The organism is Emticicia sp. SJ17W-69, from assembly GCF_051209875.1.
Classification (GTDB): domain Bacteria; phylum Bacteroidota; class Bacteroidia; order Cytophagales; family Spirosomataceae; genus Emticicia.
In genome coordinates, this window is the sequence record NZ_JBNTQY010000001.1 from 792,969 (window position 1) to 816,941 (window position 23,973).

At 36.9% G+C, this 23,973-nt stretch carries 20 protein-coding genes; 11 read left to right on the top strand and 9 right to left on the bottom strand.

The features are described from left to right. Nucleotides 1–48: 48 nt before the first annotated feature. Nucleotides 49–2,214, top strand: a complete 2,166-nt coding sequence (locus tag ACQUQZ_RS03525; RefSeq protein ID WP_435353365.1) for a WD40/YVTN/BNR-like repeat-containing protein — start codon at nt 49–51, stop codon at nt 2,212–2,214. On the opposite strand, the gene ACQUQZ_RS03530 is transcribed toward ACQUQZ_RS03525, so the two are convergent. Then, the gene (locus tag ACQUQZ_RS03530) at nt 2,211–3,440 is read right to left on the bottom strand and encodes a carboxypeptidase-like regulatory domain-containing protein (protein WP_435353366.1); all 1,230 of its coding nucleotides are present in this window, start codon (nt 3,438–3,440) and stop codon (nt 2,211–2,213) included. The genes ACQUQZ_RS03525 and ACQUQZ_RS03530 overlap by 4 nt on opposite strands. 161 nt (nt 3,441–3,601) lie before the next feature. On the opposite strand from ACQUQZ_RS03530, the gene ACQUQZ_RS03535 reads away from it, so the two are divergent. The 9 genes from ACQUQZ_RS03535 (at nt 3,602) to ACQUQZ_RS03575 (ending at nt 16,082) form a co-directional block, all read left to right on the top strand. Then, complete coding sequence (locus ACQUQZ_RS03535) at nt 3,602–4,372, top strand: HpcH/HpaI aldolase family protein (protein WP_435353367.1); 771 nt, start codon at nt 3,602–3,604, stop codon at nt 4,370–4,372. Nucleotides 4,373–4,454: 82 nt separating this feature from the next. After that, the gene (locus ACQUQZ_RS03540) at nt 4,455–5,897 is read left to right on the top strand and encodes a GntP family permease (protein ID WP_435353368.1); all 1,443 of its coding nucleotides are present in this window, start codon (nt 4,455–4,457) and stop codon (nt 5,895–5,897) included. A gap of 98 nt (nt 5,898–5,995) precedes the next feature. Beyond that, nucleotides 5,996–7,564, top strand: coding sequence for a galactarate dehydratase (gene garD / locus ACQUQZ_RS03545; protein WP_435353369.1), 1,569 nt, complete (start codon nt 5,996–5,998; stop codon nt 7,562–7,564). 120 nt (nt 7,565–7,684) lie between these two features. Next, on the top strand, nt 7,685–8,545 hold the full coding sequence (locus ACQUQZ_RS03550) for a 2-hydroxy-3-oxopropionate reductase (protein WP_435353370.1): 861 nt from the start codon (nt 7,685–7,687) through the stop codon (nt 8,543–8,545). Nucleotides 8,546–8,658: 113 nt separating this feature from the next. Next, complete coding sequence (locus ACQUQZ_RS03555; protein ID WP_435353371.1) at nt 8,659–9,957, top strand: enolase C-terminal domain-like protein; 1,299 nt, start codon at nt 8,659–8,661, stop codon at nt 9,955–9,957. A 55-nt stretch (nt 9,958–10,012) separates the two neighbouring features. Beyond that, a complete protein-coding gene (locus tag ACQUQZ_RS03560) occupies nt 10,013–10,447 on the top strand; it encodes a (4Fe-4S)-binding protein (RefSeq protein WP_435353372.1) in 435 nt (144 codons plus the stop codon). Nucleotides 10,448–10,738: 291 nt separating this feature from the next. Continuing rightward, nucleotides 10,739–13,894, top strand: a complete 3,156-nt coding sequence (locus tag ACQUQZ_RS03565) for a SusC/RagA family TonB-linked outer membrane protein (protein ID WP_435353373.1) — start codon at nt 10,739–10,741, stop codon at nt 13,892–13,894. 19 nt (nt 13,895–13,913) lie between these two features. Beyond that, nucleotides 13,914–15,356, top strand: coding sequence for a RagB/SusD family nutrient uptake outer membrane protein (locus tag ACQUQZ_RS03570; RefSeq protein WP_435353374.1), 1,443 nt, complete (start codon nt 13,914–13,916; stop codon nt 15,354–15,356). Between the two features lie 75 nt (nt 15,357–15,431). After that, the gene (locus ACQUQZ_RS03575) at nt 15,432–16,082 is read left to right on the top strand and encodes a hypothetical protein (RefSeq protein WP_435353375.1); all 651 of its coding nucleotides are present in this window, start codon (nt 15,432–15,434) and stop codon (nt 16,080–16,082) included. Nucleotides 16,083–16,151: 69 nt separating this feature from the next. Here ACQUQZ_RS03575 and tatC read toward each other — a convergent pair whose 3' ends face one another. From tatC to ACQUQZ_RS03595, 4 genes are all read right to left on the bottom strand, one after another. Beyond that, nucleotides 16,152–17,018 carry a twin-arginine translocase subunit TatC gene (tatC, locus tag ACQUQZ_RS03580; protein WP_435353376.1) on the bottom strand — a complete coding sequence of 289 codons (867 nt, stop codon included), beginning with the start codon at nt 17,016–17,018 and terminating at the stop codon, nt 16,152–16,154. Between the two features lie 100 nt (nt 17,019–17,118). Then, entirely contained in the window at nt 17,119–17,724 is a 606-nt protein-coding gene (locus ACQUQZ_RS03585) for an OmpH family outer membrane protein (protein ID WP_435353377.1), read from the bottom strand. Between the two features lie 154 nt (nt 17,725–17,878). Further along, on the bottom strand, nt 17,879–18,235 hold the full coding sequence (locus ACQUQZ_RS03590; protein ID WP_435353378.1) for a hypothetical protein: 357 nt from the start codon (nt 18,233–18,235) through the stop codon (nt 17,879–17,881). Between the two features lie 111 nt (nt 18,236–18,346). Next, a complete protein-coding gene (locus ACQUQZ_RS03595) occupies nt 18,347–20,806 on the bottom strand; it encodes a penicillin acylase family protein (protein ID WP_435353379.1) in 2,460 nt (819 codons plus the stop codon). Between the two features lie 209 nt (nt 20,807–21,015). On the opposite strand from ACQUQZ_RS03595, the gene ACQUQZ_RS03600 reads away from it, so the two are divergent. After that, entirely contained in the window at nt 21,016–21,513 is a 498-nt protein-coding gene (locus tag ACQUQZ_RS03600) for a rhodanese-like domain-containing protein (protein WP_435353380.1), read from the top strand. A 70-nt stretch (nt 21,514–21,583) separates the two neighbouring features. Here ACQUQZ_RS03600 and rpsB read toward each other — a convergent pair whose 3' ends face one another. The 4 genes from rpsB to ACQUQZ_RS03620 all read right to left on the bottom strand — a co-directional run bounded on the left by rpsB (nt 21,584) and on the right by ACQUQZ_RS03620 (nt 23,930). Beyond that, nucleotides 21,584–22,447 (bottom strand): 30S ribosomal protein S2, encoded by an 864-nt coding sequence (gene rpsB, locus ACQUQZ_RS03605; RefSeq protein ID WP_435353381.1) that lies wholly within the window; start codon nt 22,445–22,447, stop codon nt 21,584–21,586. 230 nt (nt 22,448–22,677) lie between these two features. Further along, a complete protein-coding gene (rpsI, locus tag ACQUQZ_RS03610) occupies nt 22,678–23,064 on the bottom strand; it encodes a 30S ribosomal protein S9 (protein ID WP_435353382.1) in 387 nt (128 codons plus the stop codon). A 131-nt stretch (nt 23,065–23,195) separates the two neighbouring features. Beyond that, entirely contained in the window at nt 23,196–23,639 is a 444-nt protein-coding gene (gene rplM, locus ACQUQZ_RS03615; RefSeq protein WP_435353383.1) for a 50S ribosomal protein L13, read from the bottom strand. Nucleotides 23,640–23,747: 108 nt separating this feature from the next. Next, nucleotides 23,748–23,930 carry a hypothetical protein gene (locus ACQUQZ_RS03620; protein WP_435353384.1) on the bottom strand — a complete coding sequence of 61 codons (183 nt, stop codon included), beginning with the start codon at nt 23,928–23,930 and terminating at the stop codon, nt 23,748–23,750. Nucleotides 23,931–23,973: the final 43 nt, after the last annotated feature.

A 23,973-nucleotide genomic window follows, 5' to 3' on the forward strand; every position in this document is an offset into this window, starting at 1 on the left:
AGGATTCATAAATATAAAAAACAGATAATGAGTTGTTTAAATAATTTAATGAAAAGATACATCGTAATTGCAATACTGTTTTTTAGCTCGAAAACCTTTCCCCAAACTTTTACATTCCTCAAAGGCCCGCTCACAACTTTCCATGATCTTATTAAAGATAATTCCGGAAATTTGTTTCTGGCCTCTCACACCAAAGGTGTTTTTACTTCAACTGATAATGGACAAAATTGGGTAGGATTGGGCGGAAATACTTTTGGTGTGGGGCAATGCAATGCTCTTGTCTTTAATAATACTAATCAATTACTAGCGGCTACTGAGCAAGGTGGTGTAAAATATTGGAATAACACGAGCTGGACAAGTATAAACTCAGGGCTTTTTACAGCAAATACCCTTACAATTCCAATAAGAACGATTGCTGTTGACTTGGCAGGGAATTATTATGCAGGAGCTCATAGTTATACTTCCAATTTTCCAAATGGTGATTTGTATAAGTATAATGGCACATCTTGGACGAGCATAAGTAGTGGAATGGGAAATAAAGATGTAAATACGATTGCTATTTCGCCTATTTCTGATTTGATTTATGCTGGAACAGACGGTGGAGTTTTTGCTTATAATGGTAGCAATTGGGTAGCGGTAAATACTGGTTTGGGAAATTTAATTGTTCACAAACTCGTGTTTGCTCCCAATGGAGATTTATTTGCTGGCACTGATAATGGCATTTTTAAATTGCCCAATGGCACTACCAATTGGCAAAACTTGAATATTAATCTTCCAAATGATGCCATTCAATCTATTGCAGTTGACCCTAATAATACTTCACATATCGTTGTAGGTACTGGCTATAATTTTGATCAAGTAGGTACACTTGTTGGCAAAGTTTTTCAGAGCCTCAATGGAGGTGCCAATTGGTCACAAATCGCAACGAATATTTCTTCTACTGCTATCAAAAGCTTACTTTTTACAAGTAATAATACACTTTTTGCTGCAGGATGGGGTGTTTTTCAATCAACTGATAATGGTACAACTTGGACAACTGCAAAAAAAGGTTTATCTGGTGGCGTATTTAATACCAATGGATGCCTTGCGGTAACAGCTTCACCCGATCATCATATTTTTTATGGTACTGATGAGGGTGTTTTTAAATCAACTGATGGTGGAGTAACTTGGCATCCTGCCAATAATGGACTTACTCGCCACAATATTACACTTTTGAAATGTGATAGTCAGGGCAATTTGTTTTGTGCAGTTTGGCGATATTTAGGGGCAGGAAGTGTAGGTTTTGGCGATGGTGTTTTGTACAAATCAAAAGATGATGGTAATACTTGGACACCTGTAAATATTGCCAAAGATTGGCGTTACCTTGAAATGGCTGAACTGCCCAATCACGATTTGATTTGTTCTCATGGTTTTGGTTCTCAAACACCTTCAGCAACCATTATCGGTTCAAGTTTAGCTGTTTCCCATGACCATGGCAGCAATTGGATAGATTTGAATGTTATGGCTGGCTTAGGCTATTGTACAGCAGCCAACGCCGCAGGCAATATGTTTACAGCTGGCGAATCAAATGGTGTTTTTCGCTCCACAGATGGGGGAAATACCTTTAATTTATATGCACTTCCGGGACTCAATAGCAATGTTACATCAATAGAAGTTTCCCCAACTGGAGATATGTTTGTAAGTGCAGGAGGTCAGCGAACACTTCGATTTTCGACTGATAGTGGAATGACTTATACCAACTTTACAAGTACAATTCTGCCAGATTATAAAGGTGCAACTGATGTGATTTTTGATAATAATGGCAAAGCCTATTGTACTACGACTGGGCAGGGTGTTGCTTCATTATTTACTATTTCACCGCCTTTTACTGCTAATTCTACGATTGTTCCTGTGGCTGGGCTTGCTGGTTCTTACTGGAAAATGGTGTGGGACGATTGTGGCTATTTGTACATATATAGTGCAGGAAATATTGCCAAAAGTACCACAGTCTTAAATATCTCGGCAGGAATTACCACCACTTTGAATAGTCCGCTCAATGATGTTTTATCGCAAGAATACAATACACTTTCTGCAGCAACGATTCAAGCTTCTGATAAAATATTTAATGGAGCAACCACTTCTTTTACTGGTACAAAATCAATTTCACTCAATGCAGGTTTTGAAGCAAAAAATGGTAGTGTTTTCAAAGCAAGTATTGGTGCTTGTGGCAACTAAAAAGAGTCAGGGACGTAATCAATCGGTAGAAATTCGCCCATTTTTTCATTGCCCCAACGCCCTTCAAATAGTACAGCTAATGGATTGACTAAATGCCCCGTAGCTTCGATTAAAGTACGTGGTTCTAAAAGAGTTAGAATAGATACTTGTGGAGCATCTTTCTTGCCTAAATCGGCAAATTGTGGTTCTTCAAATTCTCGGTCATAAAAGACATATAAGAAATGCTCAAAATTGAGATAAGGGTTTTGCTCTTTTACCTCAAAAATACAATTTTCGTCTAATGGCAATCGCTTTAAATACTGCACAAACGAAGCACGTTTTGGATTTGGAACTTTATGCAACCAAAAATCTTTGCTCAATAGAATATCAGTTGAATCTATTTCTTTTTTTTGTTTTGAAGCGTGCTGAATAATATTCCCTAAACTATCTTTCACTTCGGGAATGAGAGGAACCATGAAATATCTTTTTTCTTCACGTATCATTGTATAAACCCGATAACCCGCATTCGACCAATCAAAATTGATGGTTGATTTGAAAAAATGTTGAGGTGAACCAAAGTATGCTTTTTCTCGATTTTCATGCCATTTTGTTAGTTTTTTCTCATTTTTAGTAGTCATTTCTTGAAAGAAAGGAAACCCATAAAATGAAACATAACTTTGGCTGAAATTATATTTGAATTCTTCTAATTGGTATTTAATTGTATAACCCAAAGCTCTATTTTCTATCTCTAAAGGCTCTTCAGCTTTAATAGTTAGCTCTGATTCATCATCATTCATCGAAAACCAAAGCACTTTTGGATTCTTTAAGATGCAAGACTCAGAAAATTCGGTTTTCCCAATAAAATACTCTTTGAATAATGGATAGTATTTCTCAAAACCATTTTTCAAACGCCTAACAGTTACCCCTTGCAACGCAATCGCATCAGGTGTTAGTAGAATTAACAGAGGTTTTTTGAGTGTATCTGCTTTGATTTTGATTGAGAGCGTTTCATAACCGATATAACTGATGACTAAATCTTGTACACCCGCAGGAACATTGGTCAATTTAAAATTCCCCTTGTCGTCAGTTTGTTGTCCTTTGGTCGAATTACTGATGAATACATTGGCAAATAATAAAGGTTTCCTATCGTCAGCTCCAATTACTTTTCCTTCAATATTTCTTTGGCAAAATGTAAGTAGAGGCAAACCCAAAAAGATAACTAAGGAAACAAAACTTCTAATACTCATATTATTTCTTCTAATTGTAATATATATTTAGCAAAGCTACAAATTTGTAAACTAATTTTGCCATATTTGAACATAATTCACTACATCAAATAATTGGATTTATGTAAGTGGATGAATTGTATTGAACCCTTATAATTGCCTTAAAAGAATAAAGAAAGTTTATGAAAAACATTAAAAAACGACTAAAACAAGGCGAAACTGTCAATGGATGTTGGTTAAACTTGGGTAGTTCGCTCACGGCTGAAATTGTAGGCTTATCAGGTTTTGATTGGGTACTGATTGACCTCGAACATGGTGCAGGCTCTGAAAAAGATGTATTATCTCAACTACAAGCATTAGAAAGTACGCCAACTGCCGCTTTTGTGAGAGTTGAAAGTGCAGACGCTGCTCGTATTTCTCGTGTATTAGATATGGGAGCAGCAGGTGTCATGTGTCCAAAAGTGAATAATGCTGAAGAAGCAAAAAAAGTAATCAATGGCATTCATTACCCACCTTTTGGTAATCGTGGCGTAGCCAAAATGGTGAGAGCAACGGGTTTTGGTGTAAATTTTGACCAATACTATGCTGAATCGAAAGAAAATATTTTAGGAATTATCCAAATTGAAACCGTTGAAGCACTCAAACATTTAGACGATATAGCCGCCGTTGAAGGGGTTGATGTACTTTTTATTGGCCCAGCCGACCTTTCGATGGAACTCGGTATTTTTGGTCAATTCAATAACCCAATTTTCTTGGATGCTGTAAAAAACATAGTAAATGCAGCTAAAAATGCAGGAAAAGCTACTGGAATTTTATTCTTCAATCCTGATGATTATAAAAAATACCATGACATGGGTATCAAATTTATTGCTTGTGGAGCCGATGCCACTTTTGTAGCTGATGGGGCAAGAGCAATGGCGAAGAAGCTGAATGATTTTAGATATGAATTATGAGATATGAATTATGAAATGCTCGATTTGTAATCTAATGACTCAAAATTTATAACTCATAATTCATATCTCATAATTAAAAGAAATGGACTCAATATTTATCTTGTTAGTTGGTGTAGTAATTGTAGTTGGAGGCATCATTGGCTTTAAACTACACCCTTTTTTAGCATTATTATTGGCAGCTTTGGCAGTTGCATTGCTTACGCCAGTTGCCACAGTCGAGCAATTTTATTTACTGAAAGGAACGCCTGCTGCCGAAGCTGCCAAGCTTGCTCATAAAAGTATAGGTGAACGTATTGCTACCGAATTTGGTAATACTTGTATCAAAATTGGTATTTTGATAGCCATGTCGGCCATTATTGGCAAATCTATGTTGGAAAGTGGTGCTGCCGAGCGTATTATTCGAGGGATGCTTCAATTATTGGGCGTTAAGAAAGCTCCTATTGGCTTTTTGGTTAGCAGTTTTTTTCTTACGATTCCTGTTTTTGTTGATACTGTTATTTTCTTGATGATGCCTTTGGCAAAAGCAATGGGTATGCGATTAGGTAAAAATTATTTGTTGCTTGTGCTGACTGTTATTGCTGGAGCTGTAATGGCAAACTCATTTGTACCTCCTTCTCCAGGTCCTTTATTCTTGGTCGGAGCATTAAATGTACCTATTGGCTTAATGATGGTTTGCGGTACACTATTAGGACTTTGTACCATTACGGTGGGCTATTTGTTTGCCATTTGGGCAAACAAGAAATATGATATTCCCCTTAGAGATTCACCTGATGCTCGTTTAGAAGAAATTAGAAAAATTGCTGATAAAGATGATAGCGAATTGCCAGCTTTGAGTTTATCACTTTTGCCTGCTGTCTTTCCTTTGGTGACGATTTGTATTCGTTCAGGTGTTGAAGCCTTTGCAACACCCAAAGTACCTTTGACGCAATCTGATTTTTTGAATAAATTGCTTGATGTTGTTTTGTTTTTTGGTGATAAAAATATTGCTTTGTTCGCAGGAGCATTATTTGCATTATTTGTGCTTTCCAAACAAAAAAAGACCATGAAAGATGGCATGACGGCCTTTGTGCAAACTGCCCTCATGAGTGGTGGTGGAATTATTTTAATCACTGCCTCAGGCGGAGCTTTTGGTGGAATGTTGCAACAAACGGGCATTAGCAACCATATAGCCGACCTTACCAAAGATTACCAAATGGCATTAATTCCTTTGGCTTTTTTCATTACGGCGGTGGTTCGTACGGCACAAGGGTCGGCTACGGTGGCATTGATTACGGCTTCGGGGATTTTATCAGGTATGGCACAAAATGCCAATCTTGGATTTAACCCTGTATATTTGTGTTTGGCAATAGGAGCAGGTGCAAAATTAGTGCCGTGGATGAATGATGCTGGCTTTTGGATTATGTGTAAAACAAGTAATTTGACCGAAAAAGAGGCATTAAAAACCATTGCACCTATGCAAACGCTCATGGGTATAACAGGACTAATTTTAATTATGATTGCCGCTCAATTTTTTCCAATGATTTGAATTGGCATTTAGCTATTGGCTATTAGCTTGTAGCAAAAAAAGTATAATCTTCGACTTACAAAAAAGCCAATAGCTAAATGCTAATGGCTAAAAGCTATATGGAAAACACCATTGTTAAAATAAATCCAACCGACAATGTAGGTATCGTTTGTAATGCTTTTGGCCTACCAAAAGGAGCGATTGTTCAGAATGATATCATTTTACTGCAAGATATTCCGATGGGGCATAAAGTCGCTTTGGAAGATATTGAAGAAGGCGAAACAATTATTCGATATGGACAAATAATTGGTTATGCTCATACCAAAATTCAAAAAGGTGAGTGGATTAATGAAAATAAACTATCGCTGCCCCAAGCCCCAGATTTAGAAAATGTTCCCTATACAGTTCCAGATGAAGTAAAATTAGAACCTTTAACTGGCTATACTTTTGAAGGATTTCGAAATCCTGACGGCAGTGTTGGTACAAAAAATATGTTGGGAATTACCATTAGTGTGCAATGTGTGGCGGGCATTACCAATTATATTGTCAATAAAATCAAGCAAGAATTACTGCCAAAATACACCAATGTTGATGATGTGGTTGCTTTCAATCACAGTTATGGTTGTGGCATTGCGATTAATGCTCCTGCGGCAATAATTCCTATCCGTACGATAAAAAATATTGCCCAAAATCCCAATTTTGGTGGAGAGGTCATGGTTATTGGTTTAGGTTGTGAAAAACTTCGACCAGAAACGCTTTTGCCGAATTTGGAATTGGGAATGCAGAATTCGGAATATACAAGTGGTTCAAAGCCCATTCCCAACTCTTCTTCTGTTCTTTATCTTCAAGATGAAGCCTTTACAGGTTTTGAGGAAATGATAGAAGGAATCATGGAAATAGCTGAGAAGCATTTAAAAAAACTAAATGCTCGAAAACGAGAAACATGTCCAGCCTCCGATTTAGTTGTTGGAATGCAATGCGGCGGGAGTGATGCTTTTTCGGGAATAACAGGAAACCCAGCAGCAGGTTTTGCTTCTGACTTAATTGTAAGAGCAGGCGGAACGGTGATGTTTTCAGAAGTAACTGAAGTGAGAGATGCCATCCATTTATTAGTGCCAAGAGCAGCCACAGCAGAAGTGGCTCAAAAGCTCAAAAACGAAATGCAATGGTATGATGATTATCTTGCAAATGGACTCGTTGACCGTAGTTCAAACACCACTCCGGGAAACAAAAAAGGTGGATTGAGTAATATTGTAGAAAAAGCATTAGGGTCGATTGCTAAATCTGGCACAAGTCCGATTGTAGATGTGGTAGCTCCAGGAGAAAAAATACGTAAAAAAGGTTTGAATTTTGCTGCAACTCCTGCCAGTGATTTTGTTTGTGGTACACTACAATTGGCAGCAGGAATGAATATGCACGTATTTATCACAGGTCGAGGCACTCCTTATGGCTTGTCGATGGTGCCAGTTATTAAAGTGAGTTCTAACTCAAAATTAAGTAATCGTTGGTTCGATTTGATAGATTTTGATGCGGGGCCAATTGCATTTGGCAATAAAACAATCGAAGAAATGGGGTGGGAATTATTCCATCTGATTTTAGAAGTAGCCAGTGGCAAAAAGCAAGTCGCTGCCGATAGAATAGGAATTCATAATGACTTGGTATTATTCAATCCAGGCCCTTTGACTTGAAATATTGATATTGGTTTATTGGGAAACTGGTTATTGGTAAAGGAATTAGACAATCAATAACCAATTCTCAGTCACAAATCAATCAATTCTCCACTAACCAGTAACAAATAACCAAAATAAATGAAAAAAGTAGGATTTATAGGTTTAGGTATCATGGGGAAACCTATGGCACTCAATTTAATCAAAGCAGGGTATGCTGTATCTGTTTTAAGTACGAGTAAAGCTGCCGAAACACTAATCGAAGCAGGTGCGAAATCGTATGGTAGCATCAAATCATTGGCAGAAAATAGCGAAGTAATTATCACGATGCTTCCCGATTCGCCTGATGTTGAAAAGGTTGTTTTAGGCGAAGATGATGTGTTATCAGGAATCAAAAAAGGCTCACTTTTCATTGATATGTCTTCTATTTCGGCAGGAACAGCTATAAAAATTTATCATGCCATGCAAGAAAAAGGCGTGGAAGCTTTAGATGCCCCAGTTTCAGGTGGACAAGTTGGGGCAGAAGCAGCTTCATTATCAATCATGGTTGGTGGTAATGAAAGTGCATTCAACGAAGCTTTGCCTTTGTTTCAAGCAATGGGTAAAAATATTGTATTGATTGGTGAAGCAGGAGCGGGGCAAACCACTAAAATCTGTAATCAAATGATAGTGGGAATGACCATTCAAGCAGTTGGGGAAGCCTTCACATTGGCCAGTAAAGCAGGCGTAAATCTCGAAAAAATGAGAGAAGTTTTGTTAGGCGGTTTTGCCCAAAGCCGTATCCTTGACCTACATGGAAAAAGAATCATTGACCGAAACTTTAAACCAGGTTTCAAAATAAAGCTACATAATAAAGATATGAATTTGGCTTTAGAGGCAGGAAAAACTTATAATGTCACCCTAAAAGGTTCAGAACAAGTAGCCAATTTGATGGCAGCTTCTATCAAAGATGGCAATGGCGAGTTAGACCATAGTGGCATTGTTTTACAAATCGAGAAATAGGTAAAATATGTCTTGAACGATGATGAATGTAACATTTTCTATGAATAATCAACTGTAGAGACAAGGCATGCCTTGTCTCTACATAACGAAAAAAAAAACACCCTAATTTTAAAATGAAAAAAGGCCCTAAAATAAAAGAAATCAACATTACACCTATTGCGATTGTTGACCCACCGTTGCTTAATGCAGCAGGTTTGCACGCACCTTATGCCCTACGTATTATCGTTGAATTAATTACTGATGATAACATTACAGGCATCAGTGAAATACCTGGTACAACTGATATTGAAAAAGCTCTACATGAGTGTAAAGATTTGATAATTGGTCAAGACCCATTTCAAACCAATAAAATAAGTGATATTCTGATTGCTCATTTTGGTACTGATAACATTGCTGACCGAGGGCTTTTTCCTTGGGATTCACGTAAATTAGTACATATTTTCAGTGCTTTAGAAGTTGCTTGTTTGGATATTGTTGGTAAAATTGTCAATCGCCCAGTGGTGGATTTATTGGGTGGGAAACGCCGAGAAAGTGTACCTTTTGCTGCCTATCTTTTTTATAAATATGAAGGTGCAGGCGGTAAGTTAGCATTTGGGACAGACCCAAATGCCAAAGGTTGGGCAGCAGCAAGACAAGCGAGTGCATTAAATCCTGCTGAGATAGTAGCACAAGCTCAAGCCATGTGCAAAGAATTTGGTTTTCAATCAATCAAGCTAAAAGGTGGTGTTTTTGAACCACGCCAAGAAGTGGATGCGATTATTGCCTTGAGAGAAGCTTTTGGTGAAAATGTACCATTAAGAATAGATCCCAATGCTCTTTGGACAGTTGAAACATCAATAAAATATGGCCTTGAAATGGAAGGCATTATTGAATATTTGGAAGACCCTTGCCGAGGACAAGAAAACATGGCAGCAGTCAGAAAAGCCCTCAAAACGCCTTTAGCTACTAATATGTGTACCACGTCTTTTGAGGATATTCCAAGAAGTATTCAATTAGGTTCGGAAGATATTATTTTGAGTGACCACCATTTTTGGGGAGGTCTGCGTGAATCCATGACATTGACAGGTGTTTGTAAAACTTTCGGGCGAGATTTATCCATGCACTCCAACAGTCATTTGGGCATTTCGTTGGCGGCAATGGTGCATTTAGGAGCGGCAATTCCTAATTTCCGTTATGCTTTAGATACACATTATCCGTGGCAGTCAGATGAAGTGATAACGCAAGGTCGTTTCAAATTTGAAGACGGAGCAGTAGTAGTACCAGAAGGCCCAGGTTTAGGTGTCGAACTTGATAAAGAGGCTTTAGCAAAACTGCACCAAAACTATTTAGATTGTGGACTTACCAAACGTGACGACCAAGTAGAAATGCGAAAAGTAATTCCTGATTGGGAGTTTAAACAAACTCGTTGGTAATTGATATTTGTTATTGTTAAAGTTTTTTATTTTTTTGCCATAAAAAATTAATATCATGGAAGAGCAAAGAAAAATCACTAAAAAATACTCAAATGGTGAAGTAACCATTGTTTGGCAGCCACATTTATGTGTTCATTCTACAATATGTTTTCGAGGTTTACCCAATGTTTTCGATCCTCGTAAACGTCCTTGGGTAACTCCTGAGCATGCTGAAAGTGAAACCATTATGAAGCAAATAGATGCTTGTCCATCGGGAGCTTTATCTTACTTGAAAGAAACAAATGAGGATGAAGATGTAGAAGTTTCTAATGAAACTATTGTTGAGGCAACAAAAAATGGTCCATTATTAGTCTATGGAAATATCTCTATCAAAGACCATGCCGGAAATTTCATTAAAAAGAATAAGGTCACAGCTCTTTGCCGTTGTGGGGCATCTGATAATAAACCTTTTTGTGACGGTTCTCACACTAAAATTAATTTTGAAGGTTAACCTTAATATTGAACAGGCAGAAGTAAAATACACTAAAACTACAAAAAACACAGTTTTTTGTAGTTTTATGCAATATTTATATTAAAAAATGAAGTCCCAATATTTTAATGATAGGTCTATTTTTATGTAGGAGAAGTCTATAAATTGTGGTGAATTCATCAAAAAACGACTCTAGAACTCTACCAAACCGGTAGAGTTCTTTTGTTTTTTTAATCTAATTTTAATACTTTTACAACCCAATTTTTAAAATTGGATGAATTTTTTGACAAACTAAAAAAACAACAACAAACAATGAGAAAGCAATTTTTACTTCTCTTCATGCTGGGACTTATCTTTACTGGGTGGCAGGTAGCTGCACAAGAGAGAACAGTTTCGGGCAAAGTAACCGCTTCGGAGGACGGCTCTGTATTGCCGGGGGTGAGCGTAAGCGTAAAAGGCACAAAGCAAGGAACACAAACAGATGCCTCAGGTATCTACAAAATTAGTGTGCCAAGCAATGCAACGCTAGTGTTTAGTTTTATTGGGTCGATTGCCCAAGAAATTTCTGTTGGAGGTCGTTCAATCATTGATGTTCAATTGAAGGTTGACAACAAACAATTAAGCGAGGTAGTTGTAGTAGGTTACAGCACTCAAAAAAGAACAGAATTTACAGGTGCAGCTTCAACGATCAAGGCAACTGCGATTGCTGAACGCCCAGTACAAAGTTTCTCGCAAGGGTTAACAGGTCAAGCTGCAGGTGTAAACATTACCCAGCCTAATGGTCTATTAAATAACCCTCCTGTGATTCGTGTGCGTGGACTTAGCTCACTTTCATTGAGTTCATTTCCATTGGTTGTCATTGACGGTATTCCAATTACAACCGACAACGTTTCTGCTAACTCAACAACAAACAATCCATTGGGTGATATTAACCCATCGGATATTGAGTCAATTGACGTATTGAAAGATGCAGCTTCAGCTGCAATTTATGGTTCTCGTGGAGCAGCTGGTGTATTGTTGATTACTACTAAACGTGGTAAACAAGGTAAAGCAAAGGTATCAATTGATAGCTGGGCGGGTGTTAGTAATGCTGTTCGTTTGCCTGATGTATTGAATGCACAACAATACATGGACCACAAAAATGCTGCCATCGCCAATGCTTTAGCAATCAATCCAAATGCGATTACTGCAACTCAACGGAATGATAAAAACCAATCATTTTTGCCTGCTTATAATGCAGACGGCTCATTGATTGATACTGATTGGTATAAAGAAGTGTACCGCACAGCATTTTCTCAAAACCATAACTTGACTATCACTGGAGGAACAGACAAAACAAATTACTATTTCTCTGCTGGATTCTCAGACCAAGATGGTTTCTTGCAAAACAACAGTTTTCAACGTAGATCTGGTCGTTTTAATATGGACCACCAAGTTACTAATTGGTTGAAATTTAATGCTAATTTTAACTATACCAATAGTTTCAATAAGGCACCTATGAGTGGTTCAAACCCAGGTGGAGCATTTAATACTTCTGGTTTGGGACGTATTGCGGTAGCACAAGTACCTAACTTACCTGCTTATAACGAAGATGGAAGTTATAACTTAGAGAACAATACCGTTGGACGTAAAAACAACTTATTGCCAGCTCAATTTCCTAACCCTGCAGTGGTTAGAGATTTGGATAAAATCACTTCTGAAAATAATCGTTTAATTGCAAACTTAGGAGCTGAGGTAAAAATCATTGATGGTTTAACATTCAAAACAACATACTCATGGGACAGAAGAAATACTGAAAATATCAGATTCTTCAACCCATACAATGGTGATGGTTGGGCTGCTGGTGGTGATGCGTATAACAACACTGCTCGCTCTGATAACTGGAACTGGATTAATACATTCTCATACCTTAAAACTTTCGGAGATAAACACAATGTGTCTTTAGTTGCAGGTTCTGATGTACAAGAAAGAAGAACAACTAACTGGGGAGCTCAACGCCAAACTTTAGCTGATTACTTCTTTACTGATTTTCAAGGTAACTTTAGCACAAACCTTGCCGCAGGAAATGGTATCACTCAAGTAAGTTATGAAGCTTATTTAGGAAGTGCAAGCTATAATTATGCTGGCAAATATTTCTTGAGTGGAAACTATCGCCGTGATGGTAACTCAGCTTTATCGGCAGATAACCGTTGGGGTAATTTTGGTGGTGTATCAGCAGGTTGGACAGTTTCAGAAGAAGATTTCTTTAAAAGCTTAAATTTAGGTAATAAAGTATCTTCTCTTCGCTTGAAAGCAAGTTGGGGAAAAGTAGGTAATGGTAACGTAAACAATGCTTACGGTTCATTCTCTACATTTGGTTCAAGCCTTTATGGTTCAAGTGCTACCTTAGCTTTTAATCAAGCTGGTAACAAAGATTTGAAATGGGAAACAAGTGAACAAACAAACTTAGGTTTAGATGTAAGTTTCCTTAATGATCGTATCACTTTTGAGGCAAACTGGTACAATAAAAATATCAATAATCTAATCTTAGATGTGCCACAAGCACCTTCAAAAGGTATTCCTGGTAACTCAATCCTTGCCAACGTTGGTTCGATGTACAACAAAGGTTGGGAGTTTGCAATCACAGCAGTTCCTGTTAATAAGGGTGGTTTTACTTGGTCAACCAACATAAACTTCTCTACGAACAAAAATATGGTTACTTCACTTGTAAATGATGATTCTCCAATTTTGACAACAACATCGGGTCTCGAAACTACAAGTATCACAAAAGTTGGCTACTCGGCTGCACAAATTTATGGTGTGAAAACTGCTGGTGTAAATCCTGATAATGGTCGTCGTATATACCTTACTCGTGATGGCAAACAAGTACAATACTTACACTTAGGTGGGGTAAATGCTTGGACTTTCTTAGATGGAACTCCTACAACATCAGTTTCAGGGCAACAGCAAATCTTAGGCAATACACTTCCGACTTTCTATGGTGGATTTAATAATACACTTAAATATAAAGGATTTGACTTAGGATTAAACTTCACATTCTCGGGCGGAAACTATATTTATAATGGAAGTAAAGCAGGTTTGAGAGACCAACGTGTTTGGAATAACTCGGTTGATGTATTAAATTCATGGAAAACACCAGGTCAAATTACAGACATTCCAAAAGCAATTTATGGCGATAACGTATCAAATGGTTCATCATTCTTGATTGACGCAAACATTGAAAAAGGTGATTTCTTAAGATTACAAACAGCTACTTTGGGTTATAAAATACCAAGTACATTTGGTAAATCAGGTATCACTGCAATCAGAGTTTATGCTCAAGTAAACAATGCCTTCCTTTTGACTAAATATACTGGTGTTGACCCAGAAATCTCAACCAATGGTGATACTAACCTTGCTTCAGGAATTGAGCGTAACTCAATCCCACAAGGAAGACAATTGACTTTTGGTCTTAATTTAAGTTTCTAATGATAAATGATATTATATTATGAAAATATTAACTAAAAAAATAGGAATCTTATCATTGGCTTTGGCCATGAGTATTTCTTCATGTAAAGAAGATTTCTTGGAAGCAATTCCTGAACTTGACCTTTCGGATGCAACGGTGTTTTCGACACCCCAAAGAGTTGAATCGCAAGTAATTGGGCTTTATGGCTCTGCAAAAAATGGTAGCCTTTTCGGTGGACGATATTTAATTTACAACGATATTCGTGCCGAAGAATTTGTTAACCGTACAACTAACTCTGTTACGGGATATTCTACTTATCAAGGAAATCAAGACCCTTCTGATACGTATATCGCTGGTTTTTGGAACCAAGGATACCTTACAATCAACAGAGCTAACTTGTTTCTAGAAGGGCTTGCAGCTAATCCAAATGCTGTAAGTACCACGCTTGCTGCTAACTATAGAGGTGAAGCAAAGTTTCTTAGAGCTTTGACTTATTTCTCGTTGGTACAATTCTTCGCTAAACCTTATATCTTAGATAAAGGTGCTTCGGCTGGACTTCCTTTAAGATTGAAAGGTGAAACTTCTTCTGCTAATAACGAATTGGCAAGAAGCTCGGTCGCACAAGTGTATGACCAAATTTTAAAAGACCTGAACGAAGCAGAAAGCGAGTTACCTGATAATTACACTACGGCATTATTACGTACGACAAGAGCTCATAAAAACACGGCTATCGCTTTGAAAACTCGTGTTTTATTAGCAAAAGGTGACTATGCAGGAGTAATTACAGAAGCAAATAAAATTGTATCGACTGCTGCCCCTTTCAAATCGGCTAATAGAGTAGCTCATGAATTACAAGCAGATGTTTCTTCAGTATTTAAGGCTCCTTATACTTCGGTAGAATCAATTTTGTCGTTCCCAATGGCTGAAACAAATAGCCCAGGAACACAAAATCAATTAGGTTATTATTATAACGTAGGTAATGTTGAGTATTATTTGAATACTGGCCCAACTGGTATTTATTCTAACCCTCAATTTAGAGCAACTGACGACCGTAAAACCAAGCTAACTGTTGCAACTACTTCGGTTGCGAAGTTCCCTTCACCAACTAAATTCAGTGGAGTTTCTCCATATATTGATTTCGTACCGAATATCCGTTATGCAGAGGTATTGTTAAATTTGGCTGAAGCTGAAGCTGAAGCAGGAAGTCAAACTCGTGCCTTAGCATTATTGCAAGCCGTTCATACTCGTTCGGACGCTACATATACCTTTCCTGCTTTAGATAAAGCTGGCTTGATTCAAGCTATCTTGACAGAAAGACGTATCGAGTTATTGGCTGAAGGTTTTAGAGCAAATGATATTGTAAGAAGAGGACAACCTATCAATTCATTTGGTGCAGGTGCAAGTATTGCTCCAACAGAAGCAAGATATATATTTGGAATACCGACAACTGAGATTCAAACGAATCCTGGTATTGGTAAATAAGCTTGTTCTTTTTATCTTTATGAAAGGTTGTCTTGATTTATTTGAGACAACCTTTCTTTTTAATAACATAATAGGATGAAATTTCTTAGATTTTTTTTCATAGTTATACTTTTGAATAGCTCTACTTTCAATGCAAAATGCCAAATAGCTATTTCAGCAGATGTTATAGGAGGTACTCCATTGAGTGGGCAAACTTACCTTAATGCCAAAGGCTCACCTTACTTATTTGATAATTTTGAAAAAGGAGTGGTTACATTAGCCTCAGGTAGAAAATTTGAGAATATTGATTTGATGTATGACCAAGTGACAAACCAATTGATTTTTAAAGATAGGAATGGCGATAGCAAGATATTTAATCAACCAGTTGTTTCTTTTAATATTGGACAAATGCCTAATGTTCACCAATTTGAAAGAGGGATAGACGGCGTTTTTTATGAACAATTAATGACGGGAAAAGTAATGCTATGGAAGCGAAATCACAAATCTATCATTGATGAAAAACCTTATGGTTCGGCAACGATTCAGAGAAATATCTTGAATAATGTTTCATATTATGGTGGCGAACTGACGCAATTGGTAAAACTCAAAACTGATAAAAAATCAATTCTTACATACCTTTCAAATAAAACAGATGAGTTAGAAACATTTATCAAAAAAGAGAAACTTAGTACTAAAAATGAAGCAGATTTGATACATTTATTTGAATATTATAATAGTTTATATTAATACAATAATTAGAAACAATAAAGCAACTAATTGATAATCAATTAGTTGCTTTATTGTTGATTGAAAATATTATAATGCTAATTTCTCTTCTGCTAGTTTTCTTTTCTCCTCTCTTGCCGAAATAAATATACTTACTTCGTACAAAATATAGAGTGGAAACGCTACCAATATCTGGCTTGTTACATCAGGTGATGGTGTAATAACTGCCGCCACAATCAAAATAACAACAACAGCGTGTTTGCGATAAGTACGCATGAATTGTGGTCCGATTACGCCTATTTTAGTTAATACAAATATGGCAACTGGTAATTGAAATGCCACCCCACAAGCGAGCGTGAGCGTTGCTAAAAGAGAAATGTATGAACCAATATCAAACTGATTTTCGATACTTTTACTGATTTGGAAATTGACTAAAAAGTTGATAGCCATTGGCGAAACAACATAATAACCAAAAAATACACCAGAAAAGAATAATAAAGTCACATAAAATACTGCTCCACGAGCTGATTTTCTTTCAGATGGCTTCAAGCCAGGTACAACAAATCGCCATATTTCCCAAAAAACATAGGGAAATGCAAATACTAACCCGATAATTGCTGCTGAAGTAAAAGCCATTACAAATTGTCCTGAAACCTCTCGACTCATCAAACTAAATTGTAATTTCTCTACACAGAGGCCAGGAGCATGTACTAAATCCCCTAATTTGCATAACATTCGGTATGTCCAAAAGTCGGTTTTTGAAGGAGCTAAAATGATACCTTCATAAATATCTTCAATGAAGACAAAAGCAAAAACCATAAAGAAAACAATTGCTCCTGCCGCACGAATCAAATGCCAACGTAGTTCTTCGAGATGGTCAAGAAAACCCATTTCTTTACCTTCTGATTCTTTTTCCTCGTCGTCGTAATCAAAATAGGGTGTTTGGTCTAAAGACATGGTTTACTTGGAATAAGAGTCTATTGTTGATAGATAGCTGACAAATATTTTTATAAGATAGTTTCAAATGAATGCCTATTATCTATGAACTAACTAATAATTATTTTTTTGTTGAATCAGCTACTGCTGCTACTTTCCCTGATTTTTTATCTTCAGCGTATTTTTTATTTAAGCCTTCTAATACAGCTTTGGTGATGTCTAAATCTTCTTTAGCATACAAAACACCGCCACCTTTTGAATAACCAATAACCATGTCATATTTATCACCTGCATTAAATTCTTTCAAGAATGCTTGGATATTATTTAAAATATCTTCGGTTTTCTTAGCATCTTCTTTAGCTAAATCTTGAGCCGATTTATCTCTATAAGCCACAATCGCTTGTTCTTCTTGTTGTAATTGTGCTTGAGCTGTTTGACCTTGCTCTTGTGTCAACCCACCCTGTTGTACTTTTTGTTGGAAGAAAGCAACTTTATTTTGAAAGTTTTTTGCTTTGTTAGCAATATCTGTTTCTAAGCGAAAACGCTTGTTTTCAGAAGATTTCACCACATCTTTATAATAATCATATTGATTTAAAAGCGTATCGGTATTGACATAAACAATGCGACCTGCAACTTGCTTGCCTGAAGATGTTGAAGTAGAGGCAGATTTATCACAACCCCAAGCAATTACTGAAAGTAGAAGAACTACAATTGAAAGATTTTTCATGCGAGAATAGATTAATAGACAAGCTGCTCAATGAGTATTTTTTAATATTCATCATGAAAAGCTATGTTTTAATGTTTTTTTTAAATGTTTTTTAAAAATTTAAGGATTGCAAAGATAAAAAAATCCCTCCGAAAAGGAGGGATTTTCAAAAGTTTTATTTGAATAATTGCCTAAAATGATAACCTGCCGTAGCGGAAAGACCTGCAACTTGTGAACCAATGATAGCCATGATTGCAAAAAAAGTGATTGTCAATGGCATATTTTTCAAAAACTTAAGACTTTCGGCAAATAAAGCACCGATTTTTTCAAGCATAAGTCCACCTGATGAGATATTAAGGTAAGCAGCATAAGCCACCCAAAGTGTAGCGATAGCACCAGCGGCTGCAAAATACGCTGCCTTACTTGAGTCAGAACGCCAAGCTCCAACAGCAAATGAAATAGGTGCGATAACCCACCAAGGTAAAAAATATTGTGCAATAGCACTGACGATTAATATGATAATGTAGTTCATGTTTTTGAGTTCTGAGTTTAGAGTTCTGAGTTCTGAGTGCTGTACTAAAAGCAAAATCGCATCAGTTTATTGTTACGAAATTACTCAGAATTCAGAACTCAGAATTCAGAACTACTTTTTACTTATTTTCATTTTTCCTGCAATTCGACTGCTTTTTTCATCTTTTGATTTCATGAAAAGGAGTTCATTGAGTTCGCCTTTTGCCCATTTATCAATCATGTTATCATAGAATGGACTGGACGGATTCCCCGATTGTCCACCAGGATAAAGACCATAGGCTTTTGGCCAACCTTTGTCAAGCTGTACAATCATTCTCCAAGAAGGTCCATGTTGTTCGGTTGTGGCATTAACAATACCCGCTCCGCCACCATTAGAAATATCTTGTCGCCCAAAACCCGGAAGTCTACCCAAATGATTAATATCTGTACTTTTAACATTTGTCCAAGCCCAAGTTTTATCATTCATTGGCCCAAGTTTCGCTGTCAAAGAGTCAATTGTAGCTTTGAAACTGCTTTTTACAAGGTCTTGCATCGTTTCCTGCTTATCTTTGGTTGTTACATCATCGAACCATTGAGCAGTAGGTTGTTTTTCAATCATCACCCAAGTGCGGTCACGGGTAGGGTAAAGCATTGGTGATTTGTCATTTTGAGGCGAAAATTCATCATTCCAAATAGCATACCGCAGCTCACGTACCCAACGCTCAAAAATTGTAGCACCAATTTCATTTGGATCATTTCTCAAATTCCATTTGGCTAAAACTTGGTAAGCAGAATTAATTTTATTTGAAGAATCCTTATTTAAAACTGCCATTAACAGTGGTAAAACTCGACGAGCTTCCACATTAAAATTATCATTTTGAACTGAACGTAAACTATCAACAGTTGCTTTTGTCATTTGAGTCAAACGTTCGTTGATACGAATGGCACGCTCGCTTGGAGCAAATTTCCAACCTAAGTAATAAGGATAAGTAGGGTCGGCAGAAAATTGATTAGCCGAACTCACAAAGCCTCGTGGAGGATTTTTTACAGTTGGATTTTGTTCTGCTGGTATCCAACCTTGCCAATCATGGGTGGGATTTGAGCCATCCATGATAAATTTCCCTTGTTCTTTCCATTTCAAAGGCAGTTTGCCATTTGGTGTAATTGCAATGTCATTTTGATTACTCGCAAAGATGAAGTTTTGAGCAGGTGCAATATAATAAGTAAGAGCTTTACGATAATCATCATAGTTTTTTGCTCGATTCAGGTAATAAAAAGCCATCAAATCAGTACCTTCTGCTTCATTGGCAATCCACCGCATGGCATGACCCACAGGAGCATTTTTGTTGAAATTTTTCTCCGAAGCAGTATTGTAAACTATCGGACCATGATGCGTACTGTAAACAGTGTCTCTCAACGGATCTTTTTTTCCTTTGATAACAAACTCTTCCACACGCATCGTAATGGGCTTCCATGCACCATTGTACCAATATTCTCTTTTTGTTTTGTCTTTAAACTTAATTTGATAAAAATCCATGACATCCGAGCCAACATTGGTTACACCCCAAGCAACATCTTTATTGAAACCAATTACTACCCCTGGAGCTCCAGGAAGGCAAGCACCATAAACATTCATGTTCGGCGAGCTTAATTGCATTTGGTACCAAATCGAAGGCAAGGTCAATTGCAAATGAGGGTCGTTTTCTAAAATTGGTAAGCCTGTTGCCGATTTTTCTCCTCCCACAGCCCAGTTATTACTACCAATTTCGGGTGAATGTGAAGGTATGTCAAAAGCTAAAGCATCACTCGAAGGTTTTGCCGCAATTTCTGCTGGAACAGCAGGCACAGGTATGGGTGTAAAATTCCATTTTGTACCCGTAGGAATAATGGGTGATTCATTGGTAGGATAATCAGGATATAAATCTTTGACTATATCTATCCCATATTTTGCTAAAATATTACTCATCCGGTAATCATCACTACCACCATTGAGTACATTTCGCATATTCATCATCATCAATATAGTCTTGTATGGCGACCATTCTTCTGGTTGATACCCTATAATTTTATACTCAACAGGAAGGTCTTTATACTTTAATTGTTTGATATAAGCATTGACTCCCGCCGCATAAGAATTAAGTACTTCATTGAAAATTGCATTTTTTTTGCCATTTTCATACACTTTTTTGGCAGCATTAGCCATGCCAATTCGGCGATTATAACGGTCAAGTTCTAAAGCACGTTCGCCCACAATTTCACTAAGTCGGCCTGAAGCGGCTAAAGTATAAAATTCCATTTGCCACAGACGGTCACGTGCAATGACATAGCCTTGAGCAAAATACAAGTCATTGTCGTTTTTGGCAAAAATATGCGGAACACGATTGTCATCGAAAACAACATCGACTTCATCCTTTACACCCTCTAATTTTAAATCAGTTGGAGGGAGGGCAAGTTTTGCCTCACCGTTTTGCCAGAAACCTTCAAAAGGACTAAAGAGCCGTCCAAGTGCGGGAATGGTTCCTAAAGGTTGGTTTAAATAATAAGTCAAGCCAGCAGCGGCTATAAGACTCAAAATAAATTTTGTGAATTTCATTAGGTTTTGGTTAGATGATTGAAGTATTATTGTTGCGAAAATAGATAAAAAAGAATAAATATTTTACTTTTTTGTGAGTTTTTAGGACTTTATTGTGAAAATTTAATGTTGTGATTGTAATGAACAATTTAGATTTATGAATGATAAATAAAGGCACATATATGGGGTATCAAATTTTAAATAAATAGCTTCTTTTACATAATAGAAAAATGAACAAAATACTTTTTTTGACTTTAATTATGTTTTCATCGAAAATTATGCAGGCTCAAATTCAGAGTAAATCTTTTGATAGTTTACTCCATGTAATGGTTACGAAAGCAGTTCCGACAGTGGGATGTGAAGACCTAAAGAAAATGAAAAATGTGGTGTTACTTGATACGCGTGAAAGACGAGAATACGAAGTAAGTCATTTGAAAAATGCTCAATGGGTAGGTTTCGAGAAATTTGATTTGAAAAATATAGCTGCGATTCCGAAAGATGCTAATATCGTAGTTTATTGTTCAATTGGTGTGAGAAGTGGCAAAATTGGTGAAAAACTCATGAAAGCAGGTTTTACGAATGTCCATAATTTTTATGGTAGTATTTTCGAATGGGTTAATCAAGGAAACCCAGTTTATGATATGGCTGGTAAACAAACCAATAAGATTCATGGCTATAACTGGAAATGGGGCATTTGGTGTAATAAAGGTGAGAAGGTGTATGAGTAATAATAAATAACATAAAAAAGCCTCAACATCTTTCAATATTGAGGCTTTCCTTATTTTCAGAGCTTATCAATTAAGCTTCTTCTTCTGTTGCTACATCTTCCGCTGCTGCTTCTGCAATTGCCTCAACTACTGCTGCATCCACAGCGGCTTTTGCTGCTGCTTTTGCTTCTTTTGCCTCACGTGCTTCATCAACTGCACGTTTTGCATCTTCTTCTTCTTGTAATGCAGCGTTGTCTTTATCTAACTTACGCTCCATGATACCTTCTTCGATTGCTTTTCCTAATGCCAAAGTAATCAATGATACTGATTTGTAAGCATCATCATTCGCTGGAATTGGGTATTCAACATTCTCAGGGTTTGAGTTTGTATCGCACATCGCAATTACTGGAATACCTAAACGGTGAGCTTCCGATACTGCAAGGTGTTCACGTTTTACGTCAACAACAAACAAAGCTGCTGGAAGTCTTGACAAATCTGCCACACCACCCAACAATCTTTCTAATTTGATACGCTCACGGTCTAATGTCAAACGCTCACGTTTTGCAATGTTTTTTGCAGTCGTTTCGTCTTTCAACATACGCTCTACATTTTGCAATTTTTTCAAAGATTTTTTGATTGTTGCAAAGTTTGTAAGCATACCACCTAACCAACGCTCAGTTACGTAAGGCATTTTCAAGCGACGTGCTTCTTCAGCAACGATTTCTTGAGCTTGTTTCTTAGTAGCTACGAACATGATTTTACGTCCTGAACGAACGATTCCTTTTACAACTTCTTGAGCGTCTTCTAAACAAGCAAGTGTTTTGTTAAGGTCAATGATATGGATGCCGTTTTTCTCCATGAAGATATACGGTGCCATTTTAGGATCCCATTTACGGGTAAGGTGACCAAAGTGTACACCTGCATCCAATAACTCTTTGTATTCTAATTGTGCCATTTGACTAAAATTAGTAAAGATGAAAATAAAAAATTAAACTACGCAGCACAGCACACCGGACACGATAAGTGCTGTCTGGACTATTTTTCAGTGAACAGTTATCAATTAACAATTATCAAAGAAATGATTTTTATTAAGAAATTTCTGCAAACTATTTTTAGAATTCAATCAACAATTATTAGCGAACAATAAAATATTGATAACTGATAATTGTTAATTGAACACTGATATTAACGTTTCGAGAATTGGAATTTCTTACGTGCTTTTTTACGACCTGGTTTTTTACGTTCAACCATACGTGCATCACGAGTTAAGAAACCTTCTTTCTTCAACGCTGGACGGTTTTCTGCATTTGCTTCACACAAAGCACGAGAAACTGCCATACGGATAGCTTCCGCTTGTCCAGCAATTCCACCACCATTTACATTGATTTTTAAATCGTATTGACCACCTGTACTTGTAGTAGTAAAGGGTTGGTTCAAGATAATTTGGAGAATTTCAGAAGGAAAATATTCCTTCAAACCTTTTCCGTTTATAGAAACTTCACCATTGCCTTGCTTCATGTAGATGCGGGCTACGGCTGTTTTTCTTCTACCTACTGCGTTGATAACTTGCATTTGTATATAGAATTTGAAAATATTCTGAATTAATAAAGAATTGTTTTCAGTCGAAAAGTTAAAAGTTATAAAGTTGAAAAGTTATAAATTTAATATAACTCCTAATTCCTAACTCCTAATTCCTAACTGTATTAAAGTTCAATCGTTTTTGGCGTTTGAGCTGCGTGAGGATGATTTGGGCCTGCGTAAACATACAAATTAGTATATAAACGACGTCCTAAAATACCTTTTGGCAACATACCTTTAACAGCCATTTCTACCACACGGCGACCGTCTTTTGCCATCAACTCACGTGGAGTAGCAAAACGTTGTCCACCTGGGTGTCCTGTATGACGAGTATAAACTTTGTCGGTCATTTTCTTACCTGTCAAACGGATTTTCTCAGCATTGATAACAATTACGTTATCTCCACAGTCCACATGAGGAGTAAAGTTTGTTTTGTTTTTACCACGAATGATATTCGCAATTTGACTACACAAACGACCTAAAATTTTGTCGGTAGCATCAATAACTACCCATTCCTTATTAACGGTTTCGCTATTAGCAGAAATCGTTTTGTAACTTAGATGCTTCACAGTATTAATTTTTTAAATGTTTATCGTTGATTTGTTGGTACGCTTCAACGTTTGAAAAATTGATTTCATTAAGTTTCAGCTTTCGCCCCCAAAAGCAATAACTGAGTTTTAATGAATTTTTCGAGAAGTTATGAGGTGTTGAAACAACACTTGGTTCGCTTCGGAATTAACGTTCCTCTCTAACTTAAAATCTCCCTCGAACAAACGGGCTACGCTACGAGGGTGGTATTTTGGGGCTGCAAAATTATAAATTTCTTTTGATAAATGCAAAATCTTACGAAATAATTTCATCTAATTAGTTGATATGAAGATAAGGACGTAATTTTGTATGTAA

Coding starts and splice junctions, on each gene's coding strand:
- ACQUQZ_RS03600 (WP_435353380.1), top strand. CDS start 21,016: ATGAACAAAATACTTTTTTTGACTTTAATTATGTTTTCATCGAAAATT.
- ACQUQZ_RS03570 (WP_435353374.1), top strand. CDS start 13,914: ATGAAAATATTAACTAAAAAAATAGGAATCTTATCATTGGCTTTGGCC.
- ACQUQZ_RS03550 (WP_435353370.1), top strand. CDS start 7,685: ATGAAAAAAGTAGGATTTATAGGTTTAGGTATCATGGGGAAACCTATG.
- ACQUQZ_RS03620 (WP_435353384.1), bottom strand. CDS start 23,930: ATGAAATTATTTCGTAAGATTTTGCATTTATCAAAAGAAATTTATAAT.
- rpsB (WP_435353381.1), bottom strand. CDS start 22,447: ATGGCACAATTAGAATACAAAGAGTTATTGGATGCAGGTGTACACTTT.
- ACQUQZ_RS03540 (WP_435353368.1), top strand. CDS start 4,455: ATGGACTCAATATTTATCTTGTTAGTTGGTGTAGTAATTGTAGTTGGA.
- ACQUQZ_RS03530 (WP_435353366.1), bottom strand. CDS start 3,440: ATGAGTATTAGAAGTTTTGTTTCCTTAGTTATCTTTTTGGGTTTGCCT.
- ACQUQZ_RS03585 (WP_435353377.1), bottom strand. CDS start 17,724: ATGAAAAATCTTTCAATTGTAGTTCTTCTACTTTCAGTAATTGCTTGG.
- rpsI (WP_435353382.1), bottom strand. CDS start 23,064: ATGCAAGTTATCAACGCAGTAGGTAGAAGAAAAACAGCCGTAGCCCGC.
- ACQUQZ_RS03525 (WP_435353365.1), top strand. CDS start 49: ATGAAAAGATACATCGTAATTGCAATACTGTTTTTTAGCTCGAAAACC.
- ACQUQZ_RS03560 (WP_435353372.1), top strand. CDS start 10,013: ATGGAAGAGCAAAGAAAAATCACTAAAAAATACTCAAATGGTGAAGTA.
- garD (WP_435353369.1), top strand. CDS start 5,996: ATGGAAAACACCATTGTTAAAATAAATCCAACCGACAATGTAGGTATC.
- ACQUQZ_RS03575 (WP_435353375.1), top strand. CDS start 15,432: ATGAAATTTCTTAGATTTTTTTTCATAGTTATACTTTTGAATAGCTCT.
- ACQUQZ_RS03535 (WP_435353367.1), top strand. CDS start 3,602: ATGAAAAACATTAAAAAACGACTAAAACAAGGCGAAACTGTCAATGGA.
- ACQUQZ_RS03595 (WP_435353379.1), bottom strand. CDS start 20,806: ATGAAATTCACAAAATTTATTTTGAGTCTTATAGCCGCTGCTGGCTTG.
- tatC (WP_435353376.1), bottom strand. CDS start 17,018: ATGTCTTTAGACCAAACACCCTATTTTGATTACGACGACGAGGAAAAA.
- ACQUQZ_RS03590 (WP_435353378.1), bottom strand. CDS start 18,235: ATGAACTACATTATCATATTAATCGTCAGTGCTATTGCACAATATTTT.
- ACQUQZ_RS03565 (WP_435353373.1), top strand. CDS start 10,739: ATGAGAAAGCAATTTTTACTTCTCTTCATGCTGGGACTTATCTTTACT.
- ACQUQZ_RS03555 (WP_435353371.1), top strand. CDS start 8,659: ATGAAAAAAGGCCCTAAAATAAAAGAAATCAACATTACACCTATTGCG.